This window comes from Mesorhizobium sp. M7A.F.Ca.CA.002.15.2.1 (assembly GCF_003998715.1).
Taxonomy (GTDB): domain Bacteria; phylum Pseudomonadota; class Alphaproteobacteria; order Rhizobiales; family Rhizobiaceae; genus Mesorhizobium; species Mesorhizobium ciceri.
Map to the genome: position 1 here is coordinate 1 of NZ_RZPI01000016.1, position 23487 is coordinate 23487.

Consider the following 23487-nt stretch of genomic DNA (forward strand, 5'->3'; position numbering starts at 1 on the left):
CGCGAACTCGGCAAGCGAGTTCGCGATGCGGATGCCCCGCCCGCCGCCGCCTGCCGCCGCCTTGATCATCACCGGAAAACCGGTTGCGGTCAGCACCTCGTGGCCAGCCTCGAGGCCCTCGACCCGGCCAGCCGAGCCTGGCACGACGGGGACACCTGCAGCGGCAGCGGCCGATCGCGCCGAGACCTTGTCTCCCATCATCCGGATCGCATCTCCCGACGGGCCGACGAAGACCAATGCAGCGCCTGTGACCGCGTCGGAAAACGCGGCATTCTCGGCAAGGAACCCATAGCCTGGATGAACACTGTCGCAACCGGTGTCGCGGGCAGCCTTCAGAATTGCTTCGACATTGAGATAGGACTTCTTTGCAGCTGGTGGGCCGATGTTGACCGCTTCGTCCGCAAGCTGGACGTGGAGCGACTCGGCGTCTGCGGCCGAATACACCGCCACGGTGGCGATCCCCAGATCTTGCGCGGCCCGGATGATCCTGACCGCTATCTCGCCCCGGTTGGCAACCAGAAGCTTTTTCAGCATCAGTCGAGATCCGCAATAGGTGCGCCGGCCATGATGGGATCCTCATTGTCGGCAATGAAGCGGATGTTCGTACCGGCCGTCTCGGCCCTCACTTCGTGGAACGACTTCATCACTTCGATGAGACCGATTACGTCTCCGGCGGACACCGCGTCGCCATCCGCCTTGTATGGCGGCTGGTCTGGCGAAGCGCTGCGATAAAAAGTGCCGGGAAGAGGTGAAAGAATCTGGGCCATAAAAAGCTCCGGAAAACTGCGGACAGACTAATCTGGAACCGCCCGCGCGGGCGGGTTCGGTCGAGTTCAGTGCCAGGGGGCGATTGCGGTGCGCACGGCCCGGGCTATTTCGATGGCGTTCGGCGTATCGGAATGCACGCAGATGGTTTCGCAGCGTACAGGGAAGAAACTGCCGTCCTCTGCCGTGCCCTCGCCCTCCCTGATGGCGCGTACGCACCGCTCGGCCATCTCTGCGGGGTCCTTGGCGTCATGAACGCGTGTCAAGATCAGCTTGCCGGAGGCATCGTAGTCGAGATCGGCATAGAACTCAGCGACAAATGGGATACCGCGCTCTTGATAGATCTTCTCATGCAGGGTGCCCGTCATGCCGAAGAGGGGTACGCCGAAAATCTCTGCCGCGTCGCACACGCCATGGGCTATTGCCTCCTGCTGCATGGCCATGAAGTAGAGGCTGCCATGCGGCTTGATGTGGTGGAGTTCCACACCCTCGGCCTTGAGGAAGCCGGCAAGCGCTCCCACCTGGTAAATGATGGTGTTTCTGACTTCTTCGCGGGTCATCCGCATCTCGCGCCGGCCGAAACCCTGAATGTCGGGCAAGCCTGGATGGGCGCCGATCTTTACGCCACTCGCCTTGGCGCTGCGGACGGCGGTGTGCATGTGATCCGGATCGGAAGCGTGAAAACCACAGGCGACATTGGCAACGTCGATGATGGGCATCATGCCCATATCATCGCCAACCTTGTAGAGGCCAAAGCTTTCGCCCATGTCGCAGTTTAGCGTCACCGCCATCACATTGTTACCCCTCGAAGCTGCCGTCTTTGCGGCGTTGCAGCATTTTTTGCGCATGCGAGGGCATTTGTGAAATAGTAGTTTATTGATTGTCATATCAAAAAAACAGATAATGGTTCTGGGCCAGGGCGCACCATGACCATCACCTTGAAACAGCTGGATTATTTTATCGCGACCGCCGAGAGCGGACAGGTCAGTCATGCCGCGGTGGAACTCAACATCTCGCAATCGGCGGTCACTGCGGCGATAAAGACGCTTGAGGCTGACCTGGGCGTACGGCTTTTGGAGCGTAACCACGCTGGCGTAAGACTGACGATGGAGGGCGCGCGGTTTCTTGAACATGCGCGTGTTATCACCGGGGCCGTCGCTGCCGCCGTCCGAAGCCCGTTGCGCGATAGGAAGGGCCTGGCGGGCAAGCTGCGGCTGGGCATGACCTACACGGTCGTCGGCTACTACATGTCGCGCCACTACGCGCGCTTTCGAAAGACCTATCCCGAGATCGAGGTCGAGGTGCTGGAACTGCCCCGAGACGCTCTCGAAAGCGGGTTGATGTGCGGGGACATCGACATGGCCGTGATGCTGGTGTCGAACCTGGAGCACACCAAGGAGTTGGCGCAGGAGGTCTTGATGCGGTCGAACCGCCGGCTCTGGCTTTCGGCTGATCATCACCTCCTCGCGCGGCAGGAGATCAGCCTCGCCGATGTGGCGGCGGAAGATTATGTCATGCTGACGGTTGACGAGGCACGCACGACGGCCGCCCGTTACTGGGATGCCGCGGGCCTTTCGCTCCGCGCCGTCCTTACCACCAGTTCGGTCGAGGCCGTGCGGTCGCTCGTGGCTGCCGGCATGGGGGTCACTGTCCTGTCCGACATGGTTTACCGCCCCTGGTCCTTGGAGGGGCAGCGCATCGAAGTGCGCGGGCTTGTCGAGCCCATCCCCACTATGGACGTTGGCCTTGCCTGGTCGCGTGACAGATCAATCGAACCGGCGGCTGCGGCCTTCCGGGCCTTTATGTCCGTAACCATGGGCGGCGGCGGCTAACCTCCTGCCGCCAGTCAGGCGCTATGGCTGGTTGAGCAGCGGAGCATGCCGCGCGCAGGAGCTGATGCCTCGCATCATCAAGGGGGATTTCACCTTTGTCGCAAATTACCTCGTCATCGTCGTCCCTCAGGTTGCTCCCGACAAACAGAAGGAATTCTTGGACAGTCTTATTGGTCCACCTCGGACCGGAACCGGAGAAGTTTCTCATCGGCGGGCGGTGACTTCACGGTTGCGGGCTACGATCTGCTCGTGGCGGAGGGGAGGCGTCGCCTCGATGAAGCCCTTGATCAGCGCGTCGCGAATTCCGGGTGCGCGCGCCTTTTCCGCCGTGGACAGCGCATCCTGAAGATCAGGCAACGTCAGTTCCGTGCAGTAGGCGGGCGTGCCCGGTTGCTCAGCGCATGGTGCGCGGATCTATTCCGTATTGAGCGGACATCCAGAGGGTCGCGCAGGGCGGTGCTGCCGACGGAGCAGTCCGCCTCGAAACTCGTATAGCTCGCGGCATCTACTGACGGCGCGCGCCAGGCGCCAGGCAGGTTGCGGTGCCCGTTGTCCGGATGCATGCCGGTATCATCTGCCTGATCATCGTGTCCTCGTTTCGCTCGCTAATGCCGACCTGTTAGAATAATCGACCGGGGGCTATATGGAGACTCTCTCCGATTCGGCTTTTAGATACGGAGAGTGTCTCCGGTATTCAAGGGTTCAAGGTCAGTAATGTCGCAATTTTCGGTCGCGTCAGCCCTGCGCAGGGACGCGCAGCATAATCGGGCGCACATTCTCGAGGTGGCGCGACAAGCGTTCGGCAACGACAGTGTTGACGTTTCGATGGATTCTATTGCGAAGCTGGCGGGCGTGGGAGCAGGGACGCTCTACCGCCATTTTCCAAACAAAGACGCCCTGCTGGCTGCGCTGTTAGTTCTTCATTATGAAGGCCTCGACCATCGTCGCGTTGAAATCGAAGCCGGGGAGAGCGATGCAGGCCGCGCACTCGAACTCTGGGTTGAAGCTCTCGGCGACTGGATGCTGGCTTATGAGGGCTTGCCTGAACCGTTACGGGCGGCTTGCCGAGTAGAATCCCCGCTGACGCCGACCTGCCATGCTGTCATCGCGACGACGGAGCGAATCCTGAAGGCTGCACAGGACGAAGGGCTTGCACGACGGACGATGACCGGGCGCGACATCTTTTTCGGGGCACTGGCGATCGCTTGGGCGAGCGGCGCAACGGCAGCGGGCGAAGACATCCGCAACGTGCTTCGCGACATTCTGAAGAACGGGTGGATGGAACCGAAAACAGCACCGGGCGGCCGACCTTAGTCTGCCTATCCGACTGTGCAGCCTCTCGAATTTAATCACGACCGCCGCTAGCGGGTGTGCATCAAACAAGTGCTCTCTGACAGGCGGCCGCTGGGCTTGGGAAGGAGCGGCGTGTGAGGGCGGCAATTGGTCGGCCGCCCGCAGCCGCTTGCACAACCGCGATAGCAAAACCTTGGCATGATGAGGAAGAATATTGGACGAGCGGGGGTTTTCTGTACCTCTTGACCAAGCGTGAGCACTCGTCTTGGCGCTATGCTATCATTTCTGATCCCGCTTCCTGAAAACGGGGGATCCCGCAGAGCCTGAGGCAAGTCACCACTTCGTCCAGGATGATATCCAGTGCCTTGGCCACGCCGGGCTCGCCAGCCACGGCGCCGAACAGGGCGGCCCGGCCGATCGCCGCGACGGTGGCGCCGCGTGCCTTGGCCTTGACGATGTCCGTGCCCGTGCGGATACCGGAATCGATGAGGATCGGGATTTGGGCGCCAAGTGCCTGACGGATAGCGGGCAGGGCATCGATGCTCGATACAGCACCGTCGAGCTGGCGGCCTCCATGGTTGGACACCCAGATGCCATCGGCACCAGCCGCCACCAGTCGCGACGCATCGCCCGGGTGCAGGACGCCCTTGACCAGCAGCCGGCCTTTCCACCAGTCGCGGATCTGGCGGAAATCGTCCCAGTCGAAACCTGCATGGAGGCTGCCGCCAACACGCGCGGCGATCGTCAGGCCGGCGCTGTTGTCACCGAGATAGCCGCGGACGTTCTCGAACTGGGGCAGACCGCCGCGCAGCAGGCGCAGCGACCAGCCAGGATGAAGCATGCCTTCCCAGAGATGCCGGGCCGAAGGCCGCAGTGGGATAGATATGCCGTTCCTAAGATCCTTTTCGCGCTTGCCACCGGCTTGCAGATCAACGGTCACCACCAGCGTCGAATAGCCAAATTCTTCCGCTCGCCTCACCAACTGGCGATTGAAGTCGAAATCCTTGAGCACATAAAGCTGGAACCACAGCGGCCCCTGTACGGCTCGCGCCATGCCTTCGATGCTGGCCGTGGCCATGGTGGAGAGCGTGTAGGGGATGCTGCGAGCGGTTGCCGCCCTCGCGATGGCAATGTCGGCTCCGGGCCTGACCAGCGCGCAGGAGCCCATCGGGCTGATCACCAGCGGTGTTGGCAAGGTCTCGGACCAGAGCGTCGTGGAAACGTTCGGATGCGAAACATCGGTAAGCACGCGCGGCAAAATTCTGATCTTTTCGAAATCGCTTCGATTGGCTTTGAGGGTGAGTTCTTGCCCCGCCCCGCCATCGATGAATTCGAAGACGGATTTCGGCAGACGACGACGGGCAAGCGTGCGAAAGTCCTCGACCGAAACCTGGCGATCGAGAGCGCCCATCTCAGGTCTGGACCCTGTGCCGGCCGGCGATGAAGAATATCCGGCGCATGAGCGTCTGGCCGACCTTGCCAGGTCCAACAAGATTTATCCTTGGCTTGGTCATATCAGTCGCGCCCGGCAGCGAGCCGGTCGCAGACCGAACGGGTTATCTCGCTGGTCGACGCCCTGCCTTTCAGATCGGCGCTCAGAAGCCCGTTGGCCAGGCAGTCCTCGGTCACGCGACGGATGCGCGCTGCGGCCTGGTTGAGTCTCTCGTCGCCATGCTTGTGGCCGAGCCAGTCGAGCATCGAGGCTGCCGACAGGATCGTCCCATACGGATTGGCGATACCCTGGCCGGCAATGTCGGGCGCCGAGCCGTGCGCGGCCTGGAAGAAGCCGTTGGCCGCGCCGATCTCGGCTGAAGGCGCCATGCCCATCCCGCCCACCGTCGCGGCGGCGAGGTCGGACAGGATGTCGCCGAACATGTTCTCGCTGACGATGACGTTGAAATGGCCCGGTTTCACCACGAGATGCATCGCCATGGCGTCGACCAGCGCGTGCTCGGTCGCGATATCGGGATAGTCCTTCGCCACTTCGTCGAAGACGGAGCGAAAGAAGGCATAGCTGCGCAGCACGTTGGCCTTGTCGCAGCAGGTCACCCGGCGCACGCCGTCACGGGGCGCGCCGCCCGACTGGCGCGCCAGTTCGAAGGCCTTGCGTGCGATGCGCTCGATGCCGGAGCGGGTCTGCACCAGCGTGTCGACCGCCACTTCGCCGCGCAACAGCGCGCCCGATCCCCGCGCGGCGTAAAGCCCTTCGCTGTTCTCGCGCAAGATGATGTAGTCGATACCGCCGGCCTTCACTCCGCTCAACGGGCTCGGCACGCCCTCGAAAAGCCTGACGGGGCGGATGTTGGCATAGAGATCGAGTTCGAAGCGCAGCCTCAGCGTGAAATCCAGGCCTGCTTCGGTCCCATCGGGATGGATGACGCCCGGCAAGCCGCCCGCACCATGCAGGATGGCGTCCGCCTCGCGGCAGGCCTGGAAGGTCGGCTCGGGAAAGCTCTGGCCGGTCTTCAGGAAATGCTCGGCTCCGGCCGGGTATTCGCTGAAGTGCAAGGGGCTGCCGGGACCGAGCGCTGCTTTCACCACTTGAACCGCTGCGGCGCAGACTTCCGGGCCGATGCCGTCGCCATGCACCACGGCGATTTCGTAGACAGGCTTCATCGCCAACTCCCAAATGGTCTAACGCTCAGATGCACTTGCCGCCATCGACGTTGAGGTCGACGCCGGTGATCATGCTGGCCTCGTCGGAGCACAGGAATGCCGCGGCGTTGCCCATGTCCGCCGGCGTAGACAGCCTGCCGATCGGAATGGTGGCGACGACGCGGGCGCGGTTCTCTTCGCCGGAGCCGATGAAAGTGGACAGAAGTGGCGTGTCGCCGGCAACCGGATTGATGGCGTTGACGCGGATGCCGAAGGGGGCGAGTTCCACGGCCATGGCCCGGGTGGCGGCAATCGCCCAGCCTTTGGAAGCATTGTACCACGTCAAATTCGGGCGCGGCGAGACGCCGCCGGTGGAGGCGACGTTGAGGATGGCGCCTGATTTGATGGATTTGAAATGCGCGACGACCGCACGGGCGCCATTGTAGATGGATCGCATGTTGACGTTGGCGATCCGGTCGAACATCTCTTCGTCCATCGTCTCGAGCGCCAAGGGCGGCTGGGCCACGCCGGCATTGTTGACCAGTATGTCGAGACCGCCAAAGGCCGAGCGGGCCAGGTCTGCCGCCGCTTCGAAGCTTCCGAGTGTCGAGACGTCGCCAGTGATTGGCCGCACATTTTCGCCGGCTTCGGCAGCAACGCGAGCCGCGGCGGCCTCATCACGGTCCATCAACACGACCAGCGCACCTTCGGTGACGAATTTCCTGACGATGCCTTCGCCAAATCCCGAACCGCCGCCCGTGACGATAGCGACCTTGCCAGCAAGTCTCATATCTGTTCCTCCGTTGCCGGCACCATCGGGGAAGTCGCGTGCATTGCACAGTCCGATTATCTGAACGCCCTTTTAGCTTTCCTTGTTTGAGGTCGACCGGCGTGGGAGTCATAGTCGCCACGGAATTGTGAGGAGGAAGAGATGACGCTGAATTTCGACCCGCGGGCGAAGGCCACGGCGCTCTACCATGGCGAATTCCGGCCGATGTTCGTCGGCGGCAAGTGGGTTCCGGCACAATCCGGCCAGGAGATGCAGGCGCTCAACCCGGCGACTGGCGAAGTGCTGGCCACCGTGCCGCGTGGCTCGGCGGCCGACATCGATGCGGCGGTGGACGCTGCGCGCACGGCCTTCGAAGGGCCGTGGTCAAAATTCTCGCCCTACGAGCGGCAGTGCGTGCTTCTGCGCATCGCCGATCTCTTCGAGACCCATTGGGAAGAACTCAGCGTTTCCGACACTCTCGACATGGGACTGCCGATCACGCGCACGCTCGCCAACCGGCGGCGCGTCATCGGCATGCTGCGCTTCTATGCGGGCATGGCGACCGCGCTGCATGGCGAATCCATAGACAATTCGATCCCCGGCGAGATCGTCTCGTTCACAAGGCGCGAGCCGGTAGGCGTTGTCGGCGCGATCATCCCCTGGAACGCTCCGACCGCGGCGTCGATCTGGAAGATCGCGCCGGCGCTCGCCACCGGCTGCACCATCGTGCTGAAGCCCTCGGAGGATGCTTCGTTGACGCCGCTGCTGATCGCCAGGCTGATGCAGGAGGCCGGCGTTCCCGACGGCGTCGTCAACGTCGTCACCGGCACCGGGACAGAGGCCGGGGCGCGGCTCGCTGAACATCCCGACGTCAACAAGATCGTCTTCACCGGCTCGACGCTGACCGGCCAGGCCATCGCGCGGGCGGGCGTGACCAACCTCAAGCGCGTTTCCCTGGAGCTCGGCGGCAAATCGCCGATCATCGTCTGCCGCGATGCCGACATCGACAAGGCGGTTCCTGTCGCCGCGATGGCTGTGTTCGTGCATTCGGGCCAGATCTGCATCGCCGGTTCGCGGCTTTTCGTGGCCCGCGAAATCCATGACGAATTCGTGCGCCGGGTCGCCGAGTTTACCGGCAGGCTTCGCATCGGCCATGGCATCGAGGCGGAAACCGAAATCGGCCCGCTCATCAATGCCAGGCAGGCCGGCAAGGTGGTGGGCTATATCAAGGCCGGCCGCGACGAAGGCGCGGAACTGATGGCGGGCGGCTCGCGACTGACCGGCGGGCCCTACGACGGCGGCAATTTCATCGCGCCGACTGTCTTCGGTGCGGTGTCGGACAAGATGACCATCGCGCGTGAAGAGATCTTTGGTCCGGTGATTTCGGCGATGCCGTTCGACACGCTCGACGAAGCCGTGGCGCGGGCCAATGCGACGCCCTATGGCCTGGCGGCCGGCATTTGCACCAGTCATCTTGGCACCGCCCACAAGCTCGCCCGCCGCATCAAGGCCGGCTCGGTATGGGTCAACATGTACCACGCCATCGACCCGGCGGTGCCGTTCGGCGGCATGAAGATGTCCGGCTACGGCCGCGAGGGCGGCATCGAACATCTGCATGAATATCTGGAGACCAAGTCGATCTGGATCCAGACCGACTGAGGGTGCGCTGATATTCAGGTGAGGCCGGGCTGCCAATGGCGGCATTCCCAGCGCACCATTCTCGGCGCTCGTGCAAGGTGCCTGTCCGAAGGCGCGACGCTCAGTTTGCAAGTTCGCGCAAATTGGTGCGGATGAGGTTCATCAGCTGTTCGGAGAAGGAGTGGTGCACATAGCCCCGCGCGGTGATGATGCCGACCGAGCGGTGGGCGTCGCGATGGTCGATCGGCACCACCCGCATACGCTCGTCATTGCGCGAAATGGCGATGCCGGGCACCACGCAGACGCCAAGTCCCGAACACACCAGTGCCACCGCCGTCTGTGCGCTTTCGACCTCGTATTGCGGCTTGAACTCGATGCCTTCCGCCGCCGTCAGCCGATCGACAAGGCCGCGCACGGCGGTCTTGCGGTTGAGCAGGATGAGCGGATAGCGCAGCAGGTCGGAGAGCAGCAGCTTCTTTTCGCCGCCGTATATTTCCGTGGGGATGCAGGCCATCAGCGGATCGTCGAGGATGGACTCGAACTGGAAGTCCGTCAGGTTTGGCAGTTCCGGGCCGATGTAGAACTCGACCTCCTGCTGTTGCAAAAGGCCAAGCGCGGCCTGCGGCGGACTCTCGATGACCTCGACGATGCTGCGTGGATAGCGCAACTTGAATGTCGCCAGGATATCGCCCAGCCGGCTTGCCGCGAGCGTCGGGGCGCAGGCGATCTGCACTTTGCCCTTGCGACGAGCGGCGACCTCCGTCAGGCGGTCGAGGCTGGTCTGCACCTGTGACATCACGTTGGCGATCTCCTCGAACAGGATCTGGCCTTCCGGCGTCAGGCTGGCACGCTGTGCGGTGCGGATGAACAGCGAGATGCCGATCTGCTCCTCAAGGTCGCGAATCTGCATCGAGACCGCCGATGGCGAACGGTTGCTCTCCTCGGCAGCACGTCGGAAGCTGCCGTTTTCGGCGGCAAGCAAGAACGTCTGCAGAAGTTTGAGGTTGACGCTGGGCATATCCGCTCGGGCAGGGTGATCTGACCCCTGACCTATTCAGACGCGGAACCGATTGCAAGGCAATAGGGCAGGCCAGACATTGGTCCTGGCTTGGCCGGCAAAAGTGTCTCTCTTGTCGAGCCGCTCAATGAACCGCGGCGAACATGACGCGTTCCTCGGTGGCCTCCGAAAGCATCATCTCCTCGACCACGCGGCCGCGCTTGACCACCAGAATGCGATCCGAAACGGCGAGAATTTCAGGCAGGTAGGACGAGATGACAACGACGGCCATGCCTTGCTCAGCGAGATCGCTGATGAGCTGGTGGATCTCGACGATGGCGCCGACGTCGACCCCGCGTGTCGGCTCGTCGAAGATCACCAGCCTCGGCTTCTGAATCAGCGATTTGGCGATCACGACCTTTTGCTGGTTACCGCCGGAGAGCTCGATCATCCGGGCTCGGTCGCTGGTCTGCCGCAGGCTCAGACGTTCGCCCCATTCGCGGGCAAGTTGCCTGGCTCGCGCCAGCGACACCATGGAGACGGGATTGGCGCCCTCGGTCAGTTCACCCATTTGCAGGTTCTCGCCCGCGGTCATGGTTTCGAAGAAACCGTCGACCTTGCGATCCTCGGTGACATAGACGATGCCGTCGCGCACCGCAGGCCTGGGCACCCGATAGCGCACCGACTTGCCGAGCAGGCGGATCTCGCCGCCGTGGAAGATGTTGCGCTTCAACAGTCCGGCGACGACCTTGGCCATTTCGGTGCGGCCGGCGCCGACAAGGCCGAACATGCCGGTGACCTGGCCTGAAAACACCGAGAAGGAAGAGTTGCGCACCAGGCCGGCGCAGGACAGATTCTCGACCGAAAGCACCTTGTCGCCATAGGGGCGCGCCGTGCGCTTGACCTCGCCATGCAGCGTTTCGGTGAGCGTGCGGCCGACCATGGCCTGCACGATCGAGGCGCGGGTGAAGCCCTTGGCCTCGCCGGACGCGACGATCTCGCCATCGCGCATGACCGTGATGCGGTTGGCGACGGCAAGCGCCTCTTCCAGCGCATGGGTGATGAAGATGACGGCGATGCCCTCCTTCACCAGCCGCTGCAAAAGTTTGAAGAAGTGGCTCTTCTCTTCAGGCGTCAGCGTCGCGGTCGGCTCGTCGAAGATGATGACGCGGGCCTTGTGGTGGACGGCGCGCGCGATCTCCACCATCTGCTTGTGCGCCGCGCCCAGCGTGCTGACCTGCGCGGACGGGTCGACCTGGAAGCCCATGCCGGCGAGGAACTGCCGCGCCTGAATGTAGAGGCCGCGCAACCGGTTGAACATCTTCTCTTCGCCGAGATAGAGATTCTGCGCCACGGTCATGGCCGGCACCAGGTTGGTTTCCTGGAACACCATGGCGATGCCGGCGCGCAGCGCTTCGGCGGGCGTGGCGAAGGACACATCCTTGCCGTCGAAGGTCATCTTGCCCTCGGTCAGCTTGAAGACACCGGCCATGACCTTGGTCAGCGTCGACTTGCCGGCGCCGTTTTCGCCGAGCAGCGCGTGGATTTCTCCTTTGCGCAGGTCGAAATTGACATTCTTGAAGGCCGGAATGCGCGCGAATGCCTTGGCGGCATTCCTGAGTTCAATGATGTTGGCGTCCGACATCGCTTAGCCTCGCTTGCCGCTGGCGGCGCTCGCCACGCGCACGATCCTCGATCCGCCGCGCGAGGCGACCAGCAGATCATCGCCCAGCTCGCAGGCGCTCAGCGTCCCGTGCACCTTGCCGTCTGCGCGCGAATGGAAACTCGACAGCGGCTTCATGTTCTCGTCGCAAAGAACCACCAGCCCGTAGGACCTTGTCACCGCGTATGGCTTCAGCACGTTCATCTGCTTCAACTGGCTGCCTTGCATGGGCTCGCGATAGTCGCGCCATGAGCCGAGCGACGGCGCCATCCAGTAGGCCTCCGGGACTTCCGCCAGCATGCGGGTGCGGTAGGTCTCCTCGCGCAGGATGAACTCCACCAGTTGGTTGCGCACGGAATAGAAGGTCAGCCAATAGCCGGCGTTGAAGGCCGGGGCGATGCGGGCGGGGTAGGCCGGCAGATGCTCCAGCACGGGCAGCGTCGCCGTGGTGGCAAGGTCGATCGCCAGCACGCGGTGGCGCCAGGCCTCCGAAACGTAGATGCGGTTGGAGCCGGTGGTGGCGATGCCGGCCGGCCAGGCCAAGCCGTCCCTGACAAGCTCCAGCCGGCCGTTTTTTAGATCGAGCCGCCAGACCGAACCGGACACGCTCTTCTGCATCAGGTCGCGACGCCAACTGCTCGCCGGCACTGAGGCCGAACCGTTGGCCACCAGCAAGGTGTTGCTGTCGAGGAAGGTGAGAGCGGTGATGCAGGAGAGGCGCCGAGCCTCCTCACCCGTCGCCTCGCGCCCGTCATGCAGGCCGCCGTGGACGACGACGCCCTTGCCGTCGATGGCCATCGCGGTCATGCCGCGGGCATGGGCGAGTGCGGTGATCTCGCCCGGAAATTCCTGCAAGGTTTCGGCATGGCCGTCGGCGCTAAAGCGCATCAGCCGGTTGGCGCTGCTTGCCAGAATGCCCTTTTCGGTGCGTACGAGATTGTCGGCCTCGGCGAGGCCGGCGAACGGCTCGGCTTCCTCCAGTCCTTGGTTGGGCAGCAACGGCCCGTCGAGCGTCGGCACGGTCACTGCCCACTCGCCACGGCCGAGAAAGCGGTCAAGAAGCTGGCTCAAACCGCTCATGGCTTTTTGCCCCAGTAGGAATCCGAGCTGAACCAGTCGGGATCGACGCCTTTCAAGGGCAAGGTGCCCATGCGGTTGTTGAAGATGCCGCAGAGATAGAGGATGCCCTTGTGCTCGCGCATCGAGGTGATCATCGGATGCTTCTCGCCGGCCTGGTCCCACAGGCTTTCGAGGATCTGGCCGTTCTCGTCGAAGCGCAGCACGCAGCCGGTGTTGAGATTGGGCATCAGCCACGCGTCTTCCGATACGCGCCGCGCCATGCGACGGCGGAAGCTCGGCATTTCAAGCGAGAGATCCAAGGCCGGCGTGCGCATGCCCATCAGGGCCAGCCAGTAGGTACCGTCGGAGGCGCGGTTGATGTTGTCGGGATAGCCGGGCAAGCCCTCGATGACGCGCTCGACCTGGCCTTTCTTCGGGCCATCGAAATAGTAGCGGCTGATGCGGCAGGCCCAGCTTTCGGCGAACAGCACCGACTGGCCGTCGAAGGCCGTGCAGATGCCATTGGGGAAGACGAGGTTCGACAGCAGTGTGCGTGTCGAACCGGATTTGGGATCATGGACGATGATGCGTCCGTTGCCGCGGCTTTCCAGCGCGTCGGCATACCAGTCATGCATTTCGAAGCGCACTGTCGCTTCCGAGAAGACGATACGGCCGTCCGGCAGGATGTCGCAGTCGTCGGCGAGCTTCATGGTCGAGTCGTCGACCACCGAGGTCAGTGAGCGGTTGGTTTCGGCGGTCAGCAGCTTTACGTCGCCGGCCGGCGAGACCTGATAGAGGCCCATGCCAGCGACGCAGATGACGAGGTTGTCGTCGCGGTCGAAAGCCATGCCGAGCGGCGAGCCGCCAATATGTGCGAACACTTCGCTATCGGTGTAATGGGGCGGCTGGAAGCGCAGGATCTCGCCCTGGCGGCTGCCGGTGTAGAGACGGTCCTGCCGGTCGAAGATCACATCCTCCGCGCCATCGAGAACGCCGAGGCCGATGACGCCGACGTCCTTCAACCGGTCATTCACCGCCATTGGCGCGCCGGGCGCGGTCGAGATCGCCTGCGGCATCTTGGCGAAGGTTGGCGAGATGTAGACGCTGCGCAGGATCTTGTGGCGGTTCTTCACCCAGCGAACGTCGAGAAGCACCGACAAAAGCAGCACGATGCCGAGGATCAGGAAATTGACCGGGCCGGGCACGGCCAGCGCAAGCAGACTGTTCGACAGGACAAGCACGAAGACGGTGCCCATCAGCGCCTTGGCGACCGAGCCGCGCCCGCCGCCTAGCGAGATGCCGCCGAGCACGGTCGCGGTCAACACCTGCAGTTCGAGACCGGTGCCGATGTCGGAAGCGGCACTGCCGATGCGGGCCGAGAAGAAGAAGCCGGAGAGCGCCACCAGTACCGAGCACAAGACATAGGCGCTGAACAAGATGAAGCGCACATTGATGCCGGCATTGTAGGCAGAGCGGCGCGCGCCGCCGACCGCGAACAGCCGCCAGCCATAGCGGGCGCGCGACAGCACGAGATGGATGATCAGCGCGATGACGACGAACACCACAAAGGACGTCGGCACGCCCCAGATCGTACCGAAACCAAGAAAATCATAGGCTGGCGAGTCCGGACCGCTGGTGACGATCCGGGTCGAGACCTGGGGAAAGACGATGTCGAAGGTCGAGCGGTAGATGATGAGCGTCACCAGCGTGGTGAGAAACGCCCGCATGCGCAGAAAGCCAACCAGGAAGCCGTTGATGGCGCCGCAGACGACGCCGAGGCCCAGGCACGCCAACAGGCCGGTACCAAAGCTCCACTGCTCGACATTCATCCCATAGAGCGTGACCAGCACGGCGAGCGCGAAGGTCGACCCGACAGACAGATCGATGCCGCCTGACACCATGACGATGGTCATGCCGAGCACCACAAGGCCAAGCTCGGCGGTCTGGCCGCTGAGATTGGTCAGCGTCGCCAGATCGAAGAAGCCCGGCACGATCGAGCCGAAGATCGCGCACAAAATCACCAGCGCCGTGAAGGGGATGACGCTGTCGATCCACTTCTTGGTCAGGATCTCCCCGACCACGTGGTCGGGGAGCAGGCGGTAGCGCCAGCGCACAAGGCTTTCAGCCATGCTCATCAAGGAAGTCCGTTACTTGAGCTCGTCCAGCTTCCAGCAATTCCTGCCGGTCGCATTGGCCTTGTCGACGCGGGTGATCGGGCCGAAGAAGATGGTCTTCTCGCTGCCCGCCTGCCGGCCGGGCTGCTGCAGCAGCTCGGAAATCTGTTGTGCTGCGATCTCGGCCTGGATCGGGGCATTAAAGTTGAAGATCACGTCGAGCAGCCCGTTCTTGATGCTCTCGCAGCCCGTGGCGCTGCCCGCGCCATTGGTGACGATCGTCACCTGGTCCTGCTTGCCGGCGGCCACGACGGCGGCACCGGCGCCGACCTCAGCATTATCCCAGATGCCCATGATGCCGCACAGGTCCGGATGCTGCTGGAGGACCGTCTCGGTGATCTGGCGGGCCTCTTCGCTCATGTAATCGGCCGGCTGGTCGGAGACGAGCTGCAGCTCGGGATTGGCCTTCAGCACCTCGTCGATGCCGGTGCGCATGTAGATGTTGGCGGCACCCGTCTGGACGCCGGCGAGCCAGACCACCTTGTGCGAGACGGCATTGGGCCCGGTGCAGTGCTTGGCCAGTTCGCCCATTTCGAGACGGCCCATTTCGATCCAGTCGTTGCCGACATAACTGTCCGTCTGGGTGGCCGACTGCATGTTGACTTGCAGCACCTTGATGCCGGCCGCCTGCGCCTGTTTCAACAGGCGTGCGTAGGTCTGGACGTCGGGGTTCTGCACGATGATCAGGTCCGGCTTCTCGGCGATGGCGCCCTGCATGGCGCGAATGCCGGCATTGGTGTCGCCGGAGGGATCGCGCACTTCGAGGCTGAAGCCGTAGCGAGCGGCGTGACGCTGCCACACCACCACCCAGGCCTGGTTGAGGTCCATGCCCTGCGAGATTGGCACGAAGATGACCTTCTTGCCCTTGAGCGCCTCGAGATAGGTAGAGCGGCCGACCTGATCGGTTTCCTGCGCCGTGGCGATTTTCGCCGCGCCCAGCAGCGCCAGCGCTGTCATGCCCGCGAGCAGGCAGTTCTTGAACAACTTCATGGTATCCTCCCAGATTTATGTCTCGGTTCTTGTTCAGATGTCGCCGCTTTGCGAGGTCTGCTCGTCGCGCGGATTGATGATGGCGTCGATCGCCAGCGCGCCCAGCAGGATCACGCTCTTGATCAGGTTCTGGCTGGTGTAGCTGAAGTTCAGGATCGTCATGCCGTTGGTCAGGATGCCGACCAGGATGGTGCCGACGATGACGTTGCGTACGCCGCCCTGGCCACCGGAGAGGCCGATGCCGCCCAGCACGACCACCAGCAGCACGTCATAGATCAGGCTGGAATTGTAGAGGCGCGTGTCGATGCCGGTGACCAGCCCCAGCATGATGATGCCGGCGATATAGGCAATGAGGGCGCTGATGACATATTGCGTCACGATGATCGGGCGCGTCGGCAGCCCGGTCGTGCGGGCCGCGTTCGGGTTGTCGCCAGTAGCATAGACCAGCCGGCCGAAGCGGGTCTTCCTCAGGAAAAAGCCCATGAGCGCGGCCACCGCCGCGAAGATGATCACCGACATCGGGATGCCGAGGATGGTTCCGTTGCCGACGAATTTCAGCCAGCCGATATCGGAGGGGGCATAGAGCACGTCGGACGCAAAGACGATGCGGCCAGAGCCGTAGACCGAGGACGCGATGGCAAGGGTGGCGAAGATCGGCGGAATTTCGGCCACCGCCACCATGACGCCGGTGAACAGGCCGATGGCCGCGACCAGGATGGCCCCGAAGACGACGGCCAGCGTGAAGTCGACGCCCCAGGTGGAGATCCAAATACTGAAGGCGACGCCGACGACCATCACCGCCACCATGGTCAGGTCGATGCCGCGCCCAACGACGATGAGCCCCATGCCGACGGCCAGCGTGCCCAGGATCGAGACATTCTTGAGAATGGCAAGGATGTTGCCTTGGCTCAGGAAATTGTTGAGCGTCGCCGAGAACACCAGGAAGAGGACGGCCGAGATCGCGCCGACGACGAGTTCCTGGGACATTTTGATGCCCAAGCGCGCGGTGTCGGATTTGCCCGAACCAGCCAAGTCAATTCCTCCCTCGCTGCCGGTTTGAACCAGCGGCGTGCCAAAGCGGCCTTGCCCCAGGGCTTTGCCGCGACGACGTTCCTCCACAGCCCTAAGCCGGCTGCTTGCGTAAAGACCATCGCGGCTCAGGGCGGCAGGGGCAATTTCGATTTTCTGATGCGCTGTGCAGTTCGTCAGTGTGGAAAAAGAGGATGAGGAATCGTCGGTTGTGTGCTCTGCCGGATTTCACCTGTCGCAAAGCTCAGCCCGATGCCGGCAGCGTGCCGCGATCCCCGTGACGGTACTTTCCTGAGTGACGGGAATGTCAAGTAAGGCACAAGCGGGCCCTGCTCTCCCTGGGTTTCCGTCCTACAGGCCGTTTCCATCGATCATCGCCATCAGGCAATCGCCAGCTTGTGTGCCGCTGATGCCCAGATCACGCACGCTGTTCATGTGGTTTCGGTCATTCAGGCGGAGGTCGCTGACAGGGTGCCCCTGCGCGCGCAAGCGCTTTCCGAAGTCGGCGGCCTGCTGGTGAAAAGGTGACGTTTCCTGATCTCCGACGAGAATGGTCGCTGCCGTCTCCGGGTCATGCCACCGCGTCATTGGGGTGAAGGCAGCTGCCTCCTCATCGGTGATGCCGATTAACGGCTGGAGGAAGGAGGTCTGAAGGGGCTTGAGGTCGTAAAGGCCGCCTAGCAGCAGCGCCGCACGTATGCGCGACGGCATTGGCGCCTTTTCGAACAGGAATGTGGCCAGGTGCGCACCCGCCGAATGACCACTTACGCTTAGCCGGGCAGGGTCGCCGCCATGGGCGGCTATATTGTCCAGCACCCATTGTTTGGCACGCCGGATCTGGTCGACGATTGCCGCCATCCTGAATTCGGGCATCAGCGCATAATCGACGATGACCGCGATCGCCCCAGCTTTGGTGACTGTGTTCGCTACATAAGAATAGTCGCTTCTGGAGAACATGCGCCAGTAGCCACCATGGATGAAGATGTGCACGGGAAGATCCCTGCGCACACCGGGCGGAAAGAACAGGTCCAACCTTTCGGCCTCGCCCTCGCCATAGGCGATACCCGCCGATATCGGCAGGGTCGCCCGGGTTTCGGCGCTGCGAGTCACTATGTCGGCCACGATATCGTCAAAATCGGCCACATGGTCGCGCGTGCGGAAAGGGTCCTTTGACATGACTGCCGGTTCAGAAGGTGACGGCAATATATTTAGCCTCCATGAACTCGGCGATGCCGTGGTGCTGGCCGCCTTCGCGGCCAAGGCCGCTCTGCTTGACGCCTCCGAATGGTGCGGCCGGATCCGACATCAGTCCCCGGTTGAGGCCGATCATGCCGGCCTCGATCCCCGACGCCACCCGCATGCCGCGCCCAACATCGCGTGTGTATATATAAGCGGCCAGGCCATATTCCGTGTTGTTAGCATGGGCGATGGCCTGGGCCTCGGTGTCGAAGCGTGTGATAGGTGCCACCGGGCCGAAAATCTCCTCGTGCGCCATCTCCGCATCCGGCGGCACCTCGGACAGCACTGTTGGCGGATAGAAGAATCCTTCTTCCTCCGAAATCGCCCCGCCGCAAAGCACCTTGGCTCCCCGGCCCACCGCGTCCTTGACCAGGCGATCGATCTTGTCGACAGCCTTTCTGGTGATCATCGGCCCGCACTCGGTGTCGGCATTCGGGCCCGCCCCCACCTTAAGTGCCGCCATGCGCTTGCGGAGCCCGTCGGCAAAAGCATCATAGATTCCCGATTGCACATAGAGGCGATTGGCGGCGGTGCAGGCTTCGCCGGCGTTGCGCATCTTGGCGATCATCGCGCCATCGAGGGCGGCGTCGAGATCGGCATCGTCGAAGACGACAAACGGGGCATTGCCGCCGAGTTCCATAGAACACGAAATGACATGCTTTGAAGCCTCGCCGAGCAAGGTTCGGCCGACACCCGTCGACCCCGTGAAGGACAGCTTCCTGACCCGCGGATCGGCAAGCATGGCCGAAGTCAGCGGCCCGGGACTGGTCGTGGTCAGCACGTTGACGACGCCGGCAGGCACGCCGGCTTCGCTGTAGAGTGCCGCCAGCGCATAGGCCGTCAGTGGTGTTTCGCTGGCCGGCTTCAGGACGACAGTGCAGCCTGCCGCCAGCGCCGGCGCGATCTTGCGGGTCGCCATCGCGGCCGGAAAATTCCACGGTGTGATCAGCACGCAAATTCCGATCGGCTCATAATCGACCACGATCCGGTTGGTGCCGGATGGCGCGGTGCCGAATTCACCGGTGATCCGGACCGCCTCTTCGGCATTCCAGCGGAAGAACTCGGCGGCATAAGCCACTTCGCCGCGCGCGTCGCGCAGCGCCTTGCCGTTCTCCAGCGAGATCAGCATGGCGAGCGTTTCGGAGCGTTCGACCATCAGTTCGAAACAGCGCCGAAGGATTTCCGAGCGTTTGCGCGGCGCAGTTTCCCGCCATCTCCTAGCTGCTTTGGCCGCCGCCTCGACGGCGGCGGTGGCGTCCTCGACCGTCGCATCGGGAACCGCCGCGATCACCGCCCCGGAGGAGGGATCGACGACATCGATGAGCCGACCGTCGGAGGACGACCGCCAAGTGCCGTCGATGTAGAGTCCGTGCGAAAAACCGCGCACGTCATAGCCATCCTGGTCGAGTTGCTGAGTGTTCAAATTCATCGCTTTGTTCCGTTTCTCACATAACGCAGGCGGCGAGGTCGCCGTCATGGGCAGCCTGGACGAGGCGTCGCATCGTGCCGAGATCGAACGCACGCGGATTGTTCTTGATCAGGCGGTCGATGCCGAGCGCTTGCTCGGCGGTCCACTCAAGCTTATCGGCAGGGAGGCCCAGATCCGCCAATGTTGGCGTAATACCGATCGCCGCGAACAATCGCCTGATCTCCTCGATCGTGGCGGCTGCCATCGCGTCGGCGGTTCGCGCCTTGGCCTCCAAGCCAAGTGCCGCGCCGATCTCTGCCATCTCGTGAGCGGCGACGCGGCTGTTATAGGTCATCACGTAAGGCATCATTGTGGCCACGCCCAAACCATGGGCGGTGTGGGTGAGGGCGCCTGCCGGGTATTGCACGGCATGCGCCGCCGCCGTGCCGGCGGTGCCGAACGCGCAGCCCGCCGCCAGAGCGCCCATCATGACATCGGCACGCGCGTCGGCATCCGTGCCGTCGCTGCAGGCTTTCTCCAGACTCCGGCCAAGCAGCTTTATCGCGAGCAACGCGAAATGGTCTGTCAGCGCAGTCTTGCCGATGAAGACATGCTGTTGCGGCAGATTGGGATCTTCACCGCGCCGCATGGCGGTGAAGGCCTCAATCGCATGGGTCAAAGCGTCGGCGCCGGCGATCGCGGTCAGGCCAGGCGGACAGGTCATTGTCAGCTCGGGATCGCACAGAGCGACCGCGGCGATAAGGTGAGGGCTCGATATGCCGACCTTGAGCGTCCGGTCCGGGTCGGAAATCACCGCGACCGGCGTCACCTCGGAGCCGGTGCCGGCCGTGGTGGGTACGGCGATCAGCGGCAGTGTCTGACCCGGCACCTTGAACTCCCCGTAATAGTCCTGGAGCTTGCCGCCATGGCTGAGCAGCAGGGTGGCGCATTTGGCGAAATCGAGACAGCTGCCGCCGCCGATGCCGATCACCATATCCGGCCCGAACCCCTTCGCTTCCTCGACGCAGATGCCGACCGTATCGCGTGGCACGTCGGGCAGAACACGATCATGCACCAGGACCTCGATCGAGGCTGACTGAAGGGACTTGATAATGTCGGCGAATACCGTTGTGCCCGCGAAACGCTCGTCGGTGCAGACCAGCGCGCGTCGGCCGAACCGGGCGGCGACCGTCGGCAGCACATGGCGTTGCCCCTTCCCGAACAGGATTTCACGCGGCAACCGCAGGGCGGCGAAGAGGGTCATGATTGTTCCTTTGACGGCTGCTGACTGGAAACGGAGGCATTGAACTCGGTCTGGATCGGACGGTTTAAGAGTGTGTCTCTCGCACTTAAAAGATATCCGCTTTAAAATCGTATAGGATATAGGATTGCATCCGCGGAACCATCGTGTTAGCAGTCCTCACTGTCAAGAGGCAAAATATGCAGACCGCAAACTTACCCGACCCAAGCGACGCCAGCATTGGAGCTGGTCGCATCCAGCGCGCCAACAGTCTCGTCGAAGATGTCTATGAAGCCATCTTCGCGCAGTTGATGGCGCTGAAGATCCCCCCCGGCTCGCGCATCACAGTCGACAGCTTGGTCAAGGAATTCAACGTCTCGCACACGCCGATCCGGGAAGCCCTCGGACGGCTCGAAGGCGAAGGCCTGGTGCTCAAGACGCATCTGATCGGTTATCGTGCCGCGCCCCAGATCACCCGGCGCCGTTTCGACGAATTATACGAGATGCGTCTGCTGCTCGAGCCGCATGGCGCCGCAAAGGCCGCCGCAACGATGGACGACGCCAAGCTCGATCTGTTGCTCGAAGCTGCCGGCGTGATGTCACGCCGCGAAGGCAAGGATGATCGCGTGCGCTATTCGAATTTCGCCAGACAGGATGCGATCTTCCACGACAAGATCATGGAGTTTTCTCAAAACGAACTCATCCGTGAGACGTTGAGCCACCAGCACACGCACTTCCACATCTTCCGCCTGATGTTCCATGCACGCGTGACCGAGGAGGCGCTTGACGAACACGAGGCGATCCTTGCCGCGTTCGGCTCGGCCGATCCCGATGCCGCCGAAAAGGCGATGCGCATCCATATCGAGCACTCGCGCGATCGCCTGCTCCCGGCATTCGATTGAGGTCGGAACGGATGTCCATTGCCGCGAATATCGCCGGGGAGGGCGGGAGCACGTTGTCCAGCGAAGCGCCTGGTTCGCTTGAACCGGTGCTGCGCGCCCAGGAATTGTCCAAGCAATACGGCCCAGTGACGGTGCTGTCGGACGTCACCCTGGACGTCCTGCCGGGAGAGATCCATGCCATCATTGGCGAGAACGGTGCCGGCAAGTCGACGTTGATGCGGCTGCTGTCCGGCTATGTCGAGCCAAGCCACGGCACGTTGTCGATGAACGGACACGCGGTGAAATTTGCCAAGCCTGCCCAAGCACAGGATGCCGGTATCGCTTTGGTTCATCAGGAGATCCTGCTCGCCGAGGGGCTCACGGTCACCGACAATCTGTTTCTTGGGCGAGAGCTTTCGCGTGGCCATGTCGTGGATGACCGCACCATGCGCCGGCTGGCAACCGAGAAACTGGCGCAGATCGGCTGCGCGGTCTCGCCAAGGGCACTGGTGCGCGACGTTTCGCTGGCAGACCGGCAGATGGTGCAGATCGCTCGCGCCCTGCTTGACGACCACAAGGTGGTTATCTTCGACGAGCCGACCGCCGTTCTGACCGGTGGCGAGGTCGAGCGCCTGCTGGAGATCGTCCTGCAACTCAAGGCTCACGGCACCGCCGTGCTCTATATCAGCCACCGGTTGGATGAGGTGCAGCGGGTCGCAGACAAAGTGACCGTTCTGCGCGACGGCAAGATGGTCGGCACCTATCCCGGCAAGACGCTGAGCCAGATGGACATGGCGCGGCTGATGGTCGGGCGCGAACTGGCAGCGCTCTATCCTGAGAGAACCGCAGCGCCTTCGGATGTACCGATGCTGAGCGTGAGGAACGCCTCCGTTCCCGGCTATGTGGAGGACGTGTCGTTCACGGTCCACAAGGGCGAGATCCTGGGGTTCGCCGGTATGGTCGGCGCAGGCCGAACCGAACTCTTCGAGGGCATTATCGGCTTGCGCCCGGCAGTTGCCAAGATCGAACTTGAGGGCAAGTCGGTCCATTTCCAATCGCCGCGCGCGGCGATCGACGCCGGCGTCGGTTACCTGACCGAGGATCGCAAGGGCAAGGGACTGCTGCTGCAAGAGCACTTGGCGCCTAACCTGACGCTGTCGGCGCTCGATGTGTTCCATCCCGGCCTCTCGATGGGTCGGCGCCGCGAAGCGCAAGCCCTGGAACAGGCCGTGGAGACATATGACATCAGGCTGAAGAGCCTCGGCGCCAAAGCGGCCCAGCTTTCCGGGGGCAATCAGCAGAAGCTGCTGCTGGCGAAGGTGCTGCTGACCGATCCTTCGGTGGTCATTATCGACGAGCCCACGCGTGGCATCGACATCGCCAACAAGGCGCAGATCTATGCCTTCATCCAGGAGCTTGTGGCCAAGGGCAAGGCCTGCATCGTCATCTCTTCGGAGATGCAGGAATTGATCGGCATCTGCGACCGCATCCTGGTGATGCGCGAAGGCCGCATCACCGGCGAGGTCAGTGGCGCCGAAATGACCGAAAGCAATGTGGCGGTACTGGCGACCAGTGGCCCCAAGCCAGGGCCAAAAGCCAAGGGAGGCACAAAATGGCTGTCATGAGCGAATCCGCACCCAGGCGTCGCCCCCTCGATCTCAACATCAGTTGGACCGATATCGGGCCTTTTCTTGCGCTGGCAGCTCTGCTGGTGGCCGGTTACCTCATCAACCCCGATTTCCTGTCCGCCACCAACCTCGCCAACGTCATCACCCGCAGCGCCTTCATCGCCATTATCGCGGTCGGCGCGACATTTGTGATCTCGTCGGGGGGGCTCGATCTTTCCGTCGGCTCGATGGCCGCCTTCATCACCGGCATCACCATCATGTTCATGAACGCGGTGGCGCCGCATGCC

The 23487-nt window shown here is 62.9% G+C and carries 21 protein-coding genes and 1 pseudogene; 6 read left to right on the forward strand and 16 right to left on the reverse strand.

Annotated elements, in window-relative coordinates; translation table 11 throughout:
• From ENZ74_RS02195 to ENZ74_RS02205, 3 genes are all read right to left on the reverse strand, one after another.
• Window positions 1-537, reverse strand: a 537-nt coding sequence (locus ENZ74_RS02195) for a biotin carboxylase N-terminal domain-containing protein (RefSeq protein WP_281059697.1), incomplete at its 3' end; no start/stop codon positions are given.
• Window positions 534-767: an acetyl-CoA carboxylase gene (locus ENZ74_RS02200; protein ID WP_013533152.1), complete on the reverse strand. Its 234-nt coding sequence runs from the start codon at window positions 765-767 to the stop codon at window positions 534-536. The genes ENZ74_RS02195 and ENZ74_RS02200, both read right to left, overlap by 4 nt.
• Window positions 768-833: 66 nt before the next feature.
• Window positions 834-1556, reverse strand: coding sequence for a LamB/YcsF family protein (locus ENZ74_RS02205; RefSeq protein WP_024502406.1), 723 nt, complete (start codon window positions 1554-1556; stop codon window positions 834-836).
• Window positions 1557-1691: 135 nt separating this feature from the next.
• Here ENZ74_RS02205 and ENZ74_RS02210 point away from each other — a divergent pair, with 135 nt between their 5' ends.
• A complete protein-coding gene (locus ENZ74_RS02210; protein WP_013533150.1) occupies window positions 1692-2597 on the forward strand; it encodes a LysR family transcriptional regulator in 906 nt (301 codons plus the stop codon).
• Between the two features lie 204 nt (window positions 2598-2801).
• On the opposite strand, the gene ENZ74_RS02220 is transcribed toward ENZ74_RS02210, so the two are convergent.
• A complete protein-coding gene (locus ENZ74_RS02220; RefSeq protein ID WP_244514267.1) occupies window positions 2802-2954 on the reverse strand; it encodes a hypothetical protein in 153 nt (50 codons plus the stop codon).
• A 357-nt stretch (window positions 2955-3311) separates the two neighbouring features.
• Here ENZ74_RS02220 and ENZ74_RS02225 point away from each other — a divergent pair, with 357 nt between their 5' ends.
• A complete protein-coding gene (locus ENZ74_RS02225; RefSeq protein ID WP_063167472.1) occupies window positions 3312-3911 on the forward strand; it encodes a TetR/AcrR family transcriptional regulator in 600 nt (199 codons plus the stop codon).
• A gap of 250 nt (window positions 3912-4161) precedes the next feature.
• Here the strand turns inward: ENZ74_RS02225 and ENZ74_RS02230 are convergent, their stop codons facing one another.
• From ENZ74_RS02230 to ENZ74_RS02240, 3 genes are all read right to left on the reverse strand, one after another.
• Window positions 4162-5301, reverse strand: a complete 1140-nt coding sequence (locus tag ENZ74_RS02230) for an alpha-hydroxy acid oxidase (protein ID WP_063167473.1) — start codon at window positions 5299-5301, stop codon at window positions 4162-4164.
• Window positions 5302-5405: 104 nt separating this feature from the next.
• Window positions 5406-6506: an isocitrate/isopropylmalate dehydrogenase family protein gene (locus ENZ74_RS02235; RefSeq protein WP_063167474.1), complete on the reverse strand. Its 1101-nt coding sequence runs from the start codon at window positions 6504-6506 to the stop codon at window positions 5406-5408.
• A gap of 25 nt (window positions 6507-6531) precedes the next feature.
• The gene (locus ENZ74_RS02240; protein ID WP_013533144.1) at window positions 6532-7275 is read right to left on the reverse strand and encodes a glucose 1-dehydrogenase; all 744 of its coding nucleotides are present in this window, start codon (window positions 7273-7275) and stop codon (window positions 6532-6534) included.
• 141 nt (window positions 7276-7416) lie between these two features.
• Between ENZ74_RS02240 and ENZ74_RS02245 the strand changes: the two genes are divergently transcribed.
• Window positions 7417-8913: an aldehyde dehydrogenase family protein gene (locus ENZ74_RS02245; protein WP_063167475.1), complete on the forward strand. Its 1497-nt coding sequence runs from the start codon at window positions 7417-7419 to the stop codon at window positions 8911-8913.
• A gap of 100 nt (window positions 8914-9013) precedes the next feature.
• On the opposite strand, the gene ENZ74_RS02250 is transcribed toward ENZ74_RS02245, so the two are convergent.
• The 9 genes from ENZ74_RS02250 to ENZ74_RS02290 all read right to left on the reverse strand — a co-directional run bounded on the left by ENZ74_RS02250 (window position 9014) and on the right by ENZ74_RS02290 (window position 20715).
• Complete coding sequence (locus tag ENZ74_RS02250; RefSeq protein WP_063167476.1) at window positions 9014-9910, reverse strand: LysR family transcriptional regulator; 897 nt, start codon at window positions 9908-9910, stop codon at window positions 9014-9016.
• A 124-nt stretch (window positions 9911-10034) separates the two neighbouring features.
• A complete protein-coding gene (locus ENZ74_RS02255) occupies window positions 10035-11534 on the reverse strand; it encodes a sugar ABC transporter ATP-binding protein (protein ID WP_063167477.1) in 1500 nt (499 codons plus the stop codon).
• A 3-nt stretch (window positions 11535-11537) separates the two neighbouring features.
• Complete coding sequence (locus tag ENZ74_RS02260; RefSeq protein ID WP_063167478.1) at window positions 11538-12632, reverse strand: hypothetical protein; 1095 nt, start codon at window positions 12630-12632, stop codon at window positions 11538-11540.
• Complete coding sequence (locus tag ENZ74_RS02265; RefSeq protein ID WP_063167479.1) at window positions 12629-14746, reverse strand: SMP-30/gluconolactonase/LRE family protein; 2118 nt, start codon at window positions 14744-14746, stop codon at window positions 12629-12631. Before ENZ74_RS02265 ends, ENZ74_RS02260 begins: the two co-directional genes overlap by 4 nt.
• A 12-nt stretch (window positions 14747-14758) precedes the next feature.
• Complete coding sequence (locus ENZ74_RS02270) at window positions 14759-15775, reverse strand: sugar ABC transporter substrate-binding protein (RefSeq protein WP_063167480.1); 1017 nt, start codon at window positions 15773-15775, stop codon at window positions 14759-14761.
• 33 nt (window positions 15776-15808) lie between these two features.
• Window positions 15809-16762: an ABC transporter permease gene (locus ENZ74_RS02275; RefSeq protein ID WP_032809776.1), complete on the reverse strand. Its 954-nt coding sequence runs from the start codon at window positions 16760-16762 to the stop codon at window positions 15809-15811.
• Between the two features lie 393 nt (window positions 16763-17155).
• Window positions 17156-17980, reverse strand: a complete 825-nt coding sequence (locus tag ENZ74_RS02280; RefSeq protein ID WP_024502416.1) for an alpha/beta hydrolase — start codon at window positions 17978-17980, stop codon at window positions 17156-17158.
• A gap of 10 nt (window positions 17981-17990) precedes the next feature.
• Window positions 17991-19472 carry an NAD-dependent succinate-semialdehyde dehydrogenase gene (locus ENZ74_RS02285; RefSeq protein ID WP_063167481.1) on the reverse strand — a complete coding sequence of 494 codons (1482 nt, stop codon included), beginning with the start codon at window positions 19470-19472 and terminating at the stop codon, window positions 17991-17993.
• A 16-nt stretch (window positions 19473-19488) separates the two neighbouring features.
• Window positions 19489-20715 carry an iron-containing alcohol dehydrogenase gene (locus ENZ74_RS02290; RefSeq protein WP_063167482.1) on the reverse strand — a complete coding sequence of 409 codons (1227 nt, stop codon included), beginning with the start codon at window positions 20713-20715 and terminating at the stop codon, window positions 19489-19491.
• 176 nt (window positions 20716-20891) lie between these two features.
• On the opposite strand from ENZ74_RS02290, the gene ENZ74_RS02295 reads away from it, so the two are divergent.
• From ENZ74_RS02295 to ENZ74_RS02305, 3 genes and pseudogenes are all read left to right on the forward strand, one after another.
• Window positions 20892-21593 carry a GntR family transcriptional regulator gene (locus ENZ74_RS02295; protein ID WP_013533133.1) on the forward strand — a complete coding sequence of 234 codons (702 nt, stop codon included), beginning with the start codon at window positions 20892-20894 and terminating at the stop codon, window positions 21591-21593.
• Window positions 21594-21604: 11 nt separating this feature from the next.
• Window positions 21605-23197 carry a sugar ABC transporter ATP-binding protein gene (locus ENZ74_RS02300; RefSeq protein ID WP_063167483.1) on the forward strand — a complete coding sequence of 531 codons (1593 nt, stop codon included), beginning with the start codon at window positions 21605-21607 and terminating at the stop codon, window positions 23195-23197.
• Window positions 23185-23487 (forward strand): annotated as a pseudogene (locus tag ENZ74_RS02305) (ABC transporter permease); the annotation flags it as partial. The gene ENZ74_RS02300 and the pseudogene ENZ74_RS02305, both read left to right, overlap by 13 nt.

Excerpts from the sequence above, each read along its gene's own strand:
- ENZ74_RS02200 (WP_013533152.1), bottom strand. The coding sequence starts at position 767 with ATGGCCCAGATTCTTTCACCTCTTCCCGGCACTTTTTATCGCAGCGCT.
- ENZ74_RS02205 (WP_024502406.1), bottom strand. The coding sequence starts at position 1,556 with ATGGCGGTGACGCTAAACTGCGACATGGGCGAAAGCTTTGGCCTCTAC.
- ENZ74_RS02210 (WP_013533150.1), top strand. The coding sequence starts at position 1,692 with ATGACCATCACCTTGAAACAGCTGGATTATTTTATCGCGACCGCCGAG.
- ENZ74_RS02225 (WP_063167472.1), top strand. The coding sequence starts at position 3,312 with ATGTCGCAATTTTCGGTCGCGTCAGCCCTGCGCAGGGACGCGCAGCAT.
- ENZ74_RS02230 (WP_063167473.1), bottom strand. The coding sequence starts at position 5,301 with ATGGGCGCTCTCGATCGCCAGGTTTCGGTCGAGGACTTTCGCACGCTT.
- ENZ74_RS02235 (WP_063167474.1), bottom strand. The coding sequence starts at position 6,506 with ATGAAGCCTGTCTACGAAATCGCCGTGGTGCATGGCGACGGCATCGGC.
- ENZ74_RS02240 (WP_013533144.1), bottom strand. The coding sequence starts at position 7,275 with ATGAGACTTGCTGGCAAGGTCGCTATCGTCACGGGCGGCGGTTCGGGA.
- ENZ74_RS02245 (WP_063167475.1), top strand. The coding sequence starts at position 7,417 with ATGACGCTGAATTTCGACCCGCGGGCGAAGGCCACGGCGCTCTACCAT.
- ENZ74_RS02250 (WP_063167476.1), bottom strand. The coding sequence starts at position 9,910 with ATGCCCAGCGTCAACCTCAAACTTCTGCAGACGTTCTTGCTTGCCGCC.
- ENZ74_RS02255 (WP_063167477.1), bottom strand. The coding sequence starts at position 11,534 with ATGTCGGACGCCAACATCATTGAACTCAGGAATGCCGCCAAGGCATTC.
- ENZ74_RS02260 (WP_063167478.1), bottom strand. The coding sequence starts at position 12,632 with ATGAGCGGTTTGAGCCAGCTTCTTGACCGCTTTCTCGGCCGTGGCGAG.
- ENZ74_RS02265 (WP_063167479.1), bottom strand. The coding sequence starts at position 14,746 with ATGAGCATGGCTGAAAGCCTTGTGCGCTGGCGCTACCGCCTGCTCCCC.
- ENZ74_RS02270 (WP_063167480.1), bottom strand. The coding sequence starts at position 15,775 with ATGAAGTTGTTCAAGAACTGCCTGCTCGCGGGCATGACAGCGCTGGCG.
- ENZ74_RS02275 (WP_032809776.1), bottom strand. The coding sequence starts at position 16,762 with ATGTCCCAGGAACTCGTCGTCGGCGCGATCTCGGCCGTCCTCTTCCTG.
- ENZ74_RS02280 (WP_024502416.1), bottom strand. The coding sequence starts at position 17,980 with ATGTCAAAGGACCCTTTCCGCACGCGCGACCATGTGGCCGATTTTGAC.
- ENZ74_RS02285 (WP_063167481.1), bottom strand. The coding sequence starts at position 19,472 with ATGAATTTGAACACTCAGCAACTCGACCAGGATGGCTATGACGTGCGC.
- ENZ74_RS02290 (WP_063167482.1), bottom strand. The coding sequence starts at position 20,715 with ATGACCCTCTTCGCCGCCCTGCGGTTGCCGCGTGAAATCCTGTTCGGG.
- ENZ74_RS02295 (WP_013533133.1), top strand. The coding sequence starts at position 20,892 with ATGCAGACCGCAAACTTACCCGACCCAAGCGACGCCAGCATTGGAGCT.
- ENZ74_RS02300 (WP_063167483.1), top strand. The coding sequence starts at position 21,605 with ATGTCCATTGCCGCGAATATCGCCGGGGAGGGCGGGAGCACGTTGTCC.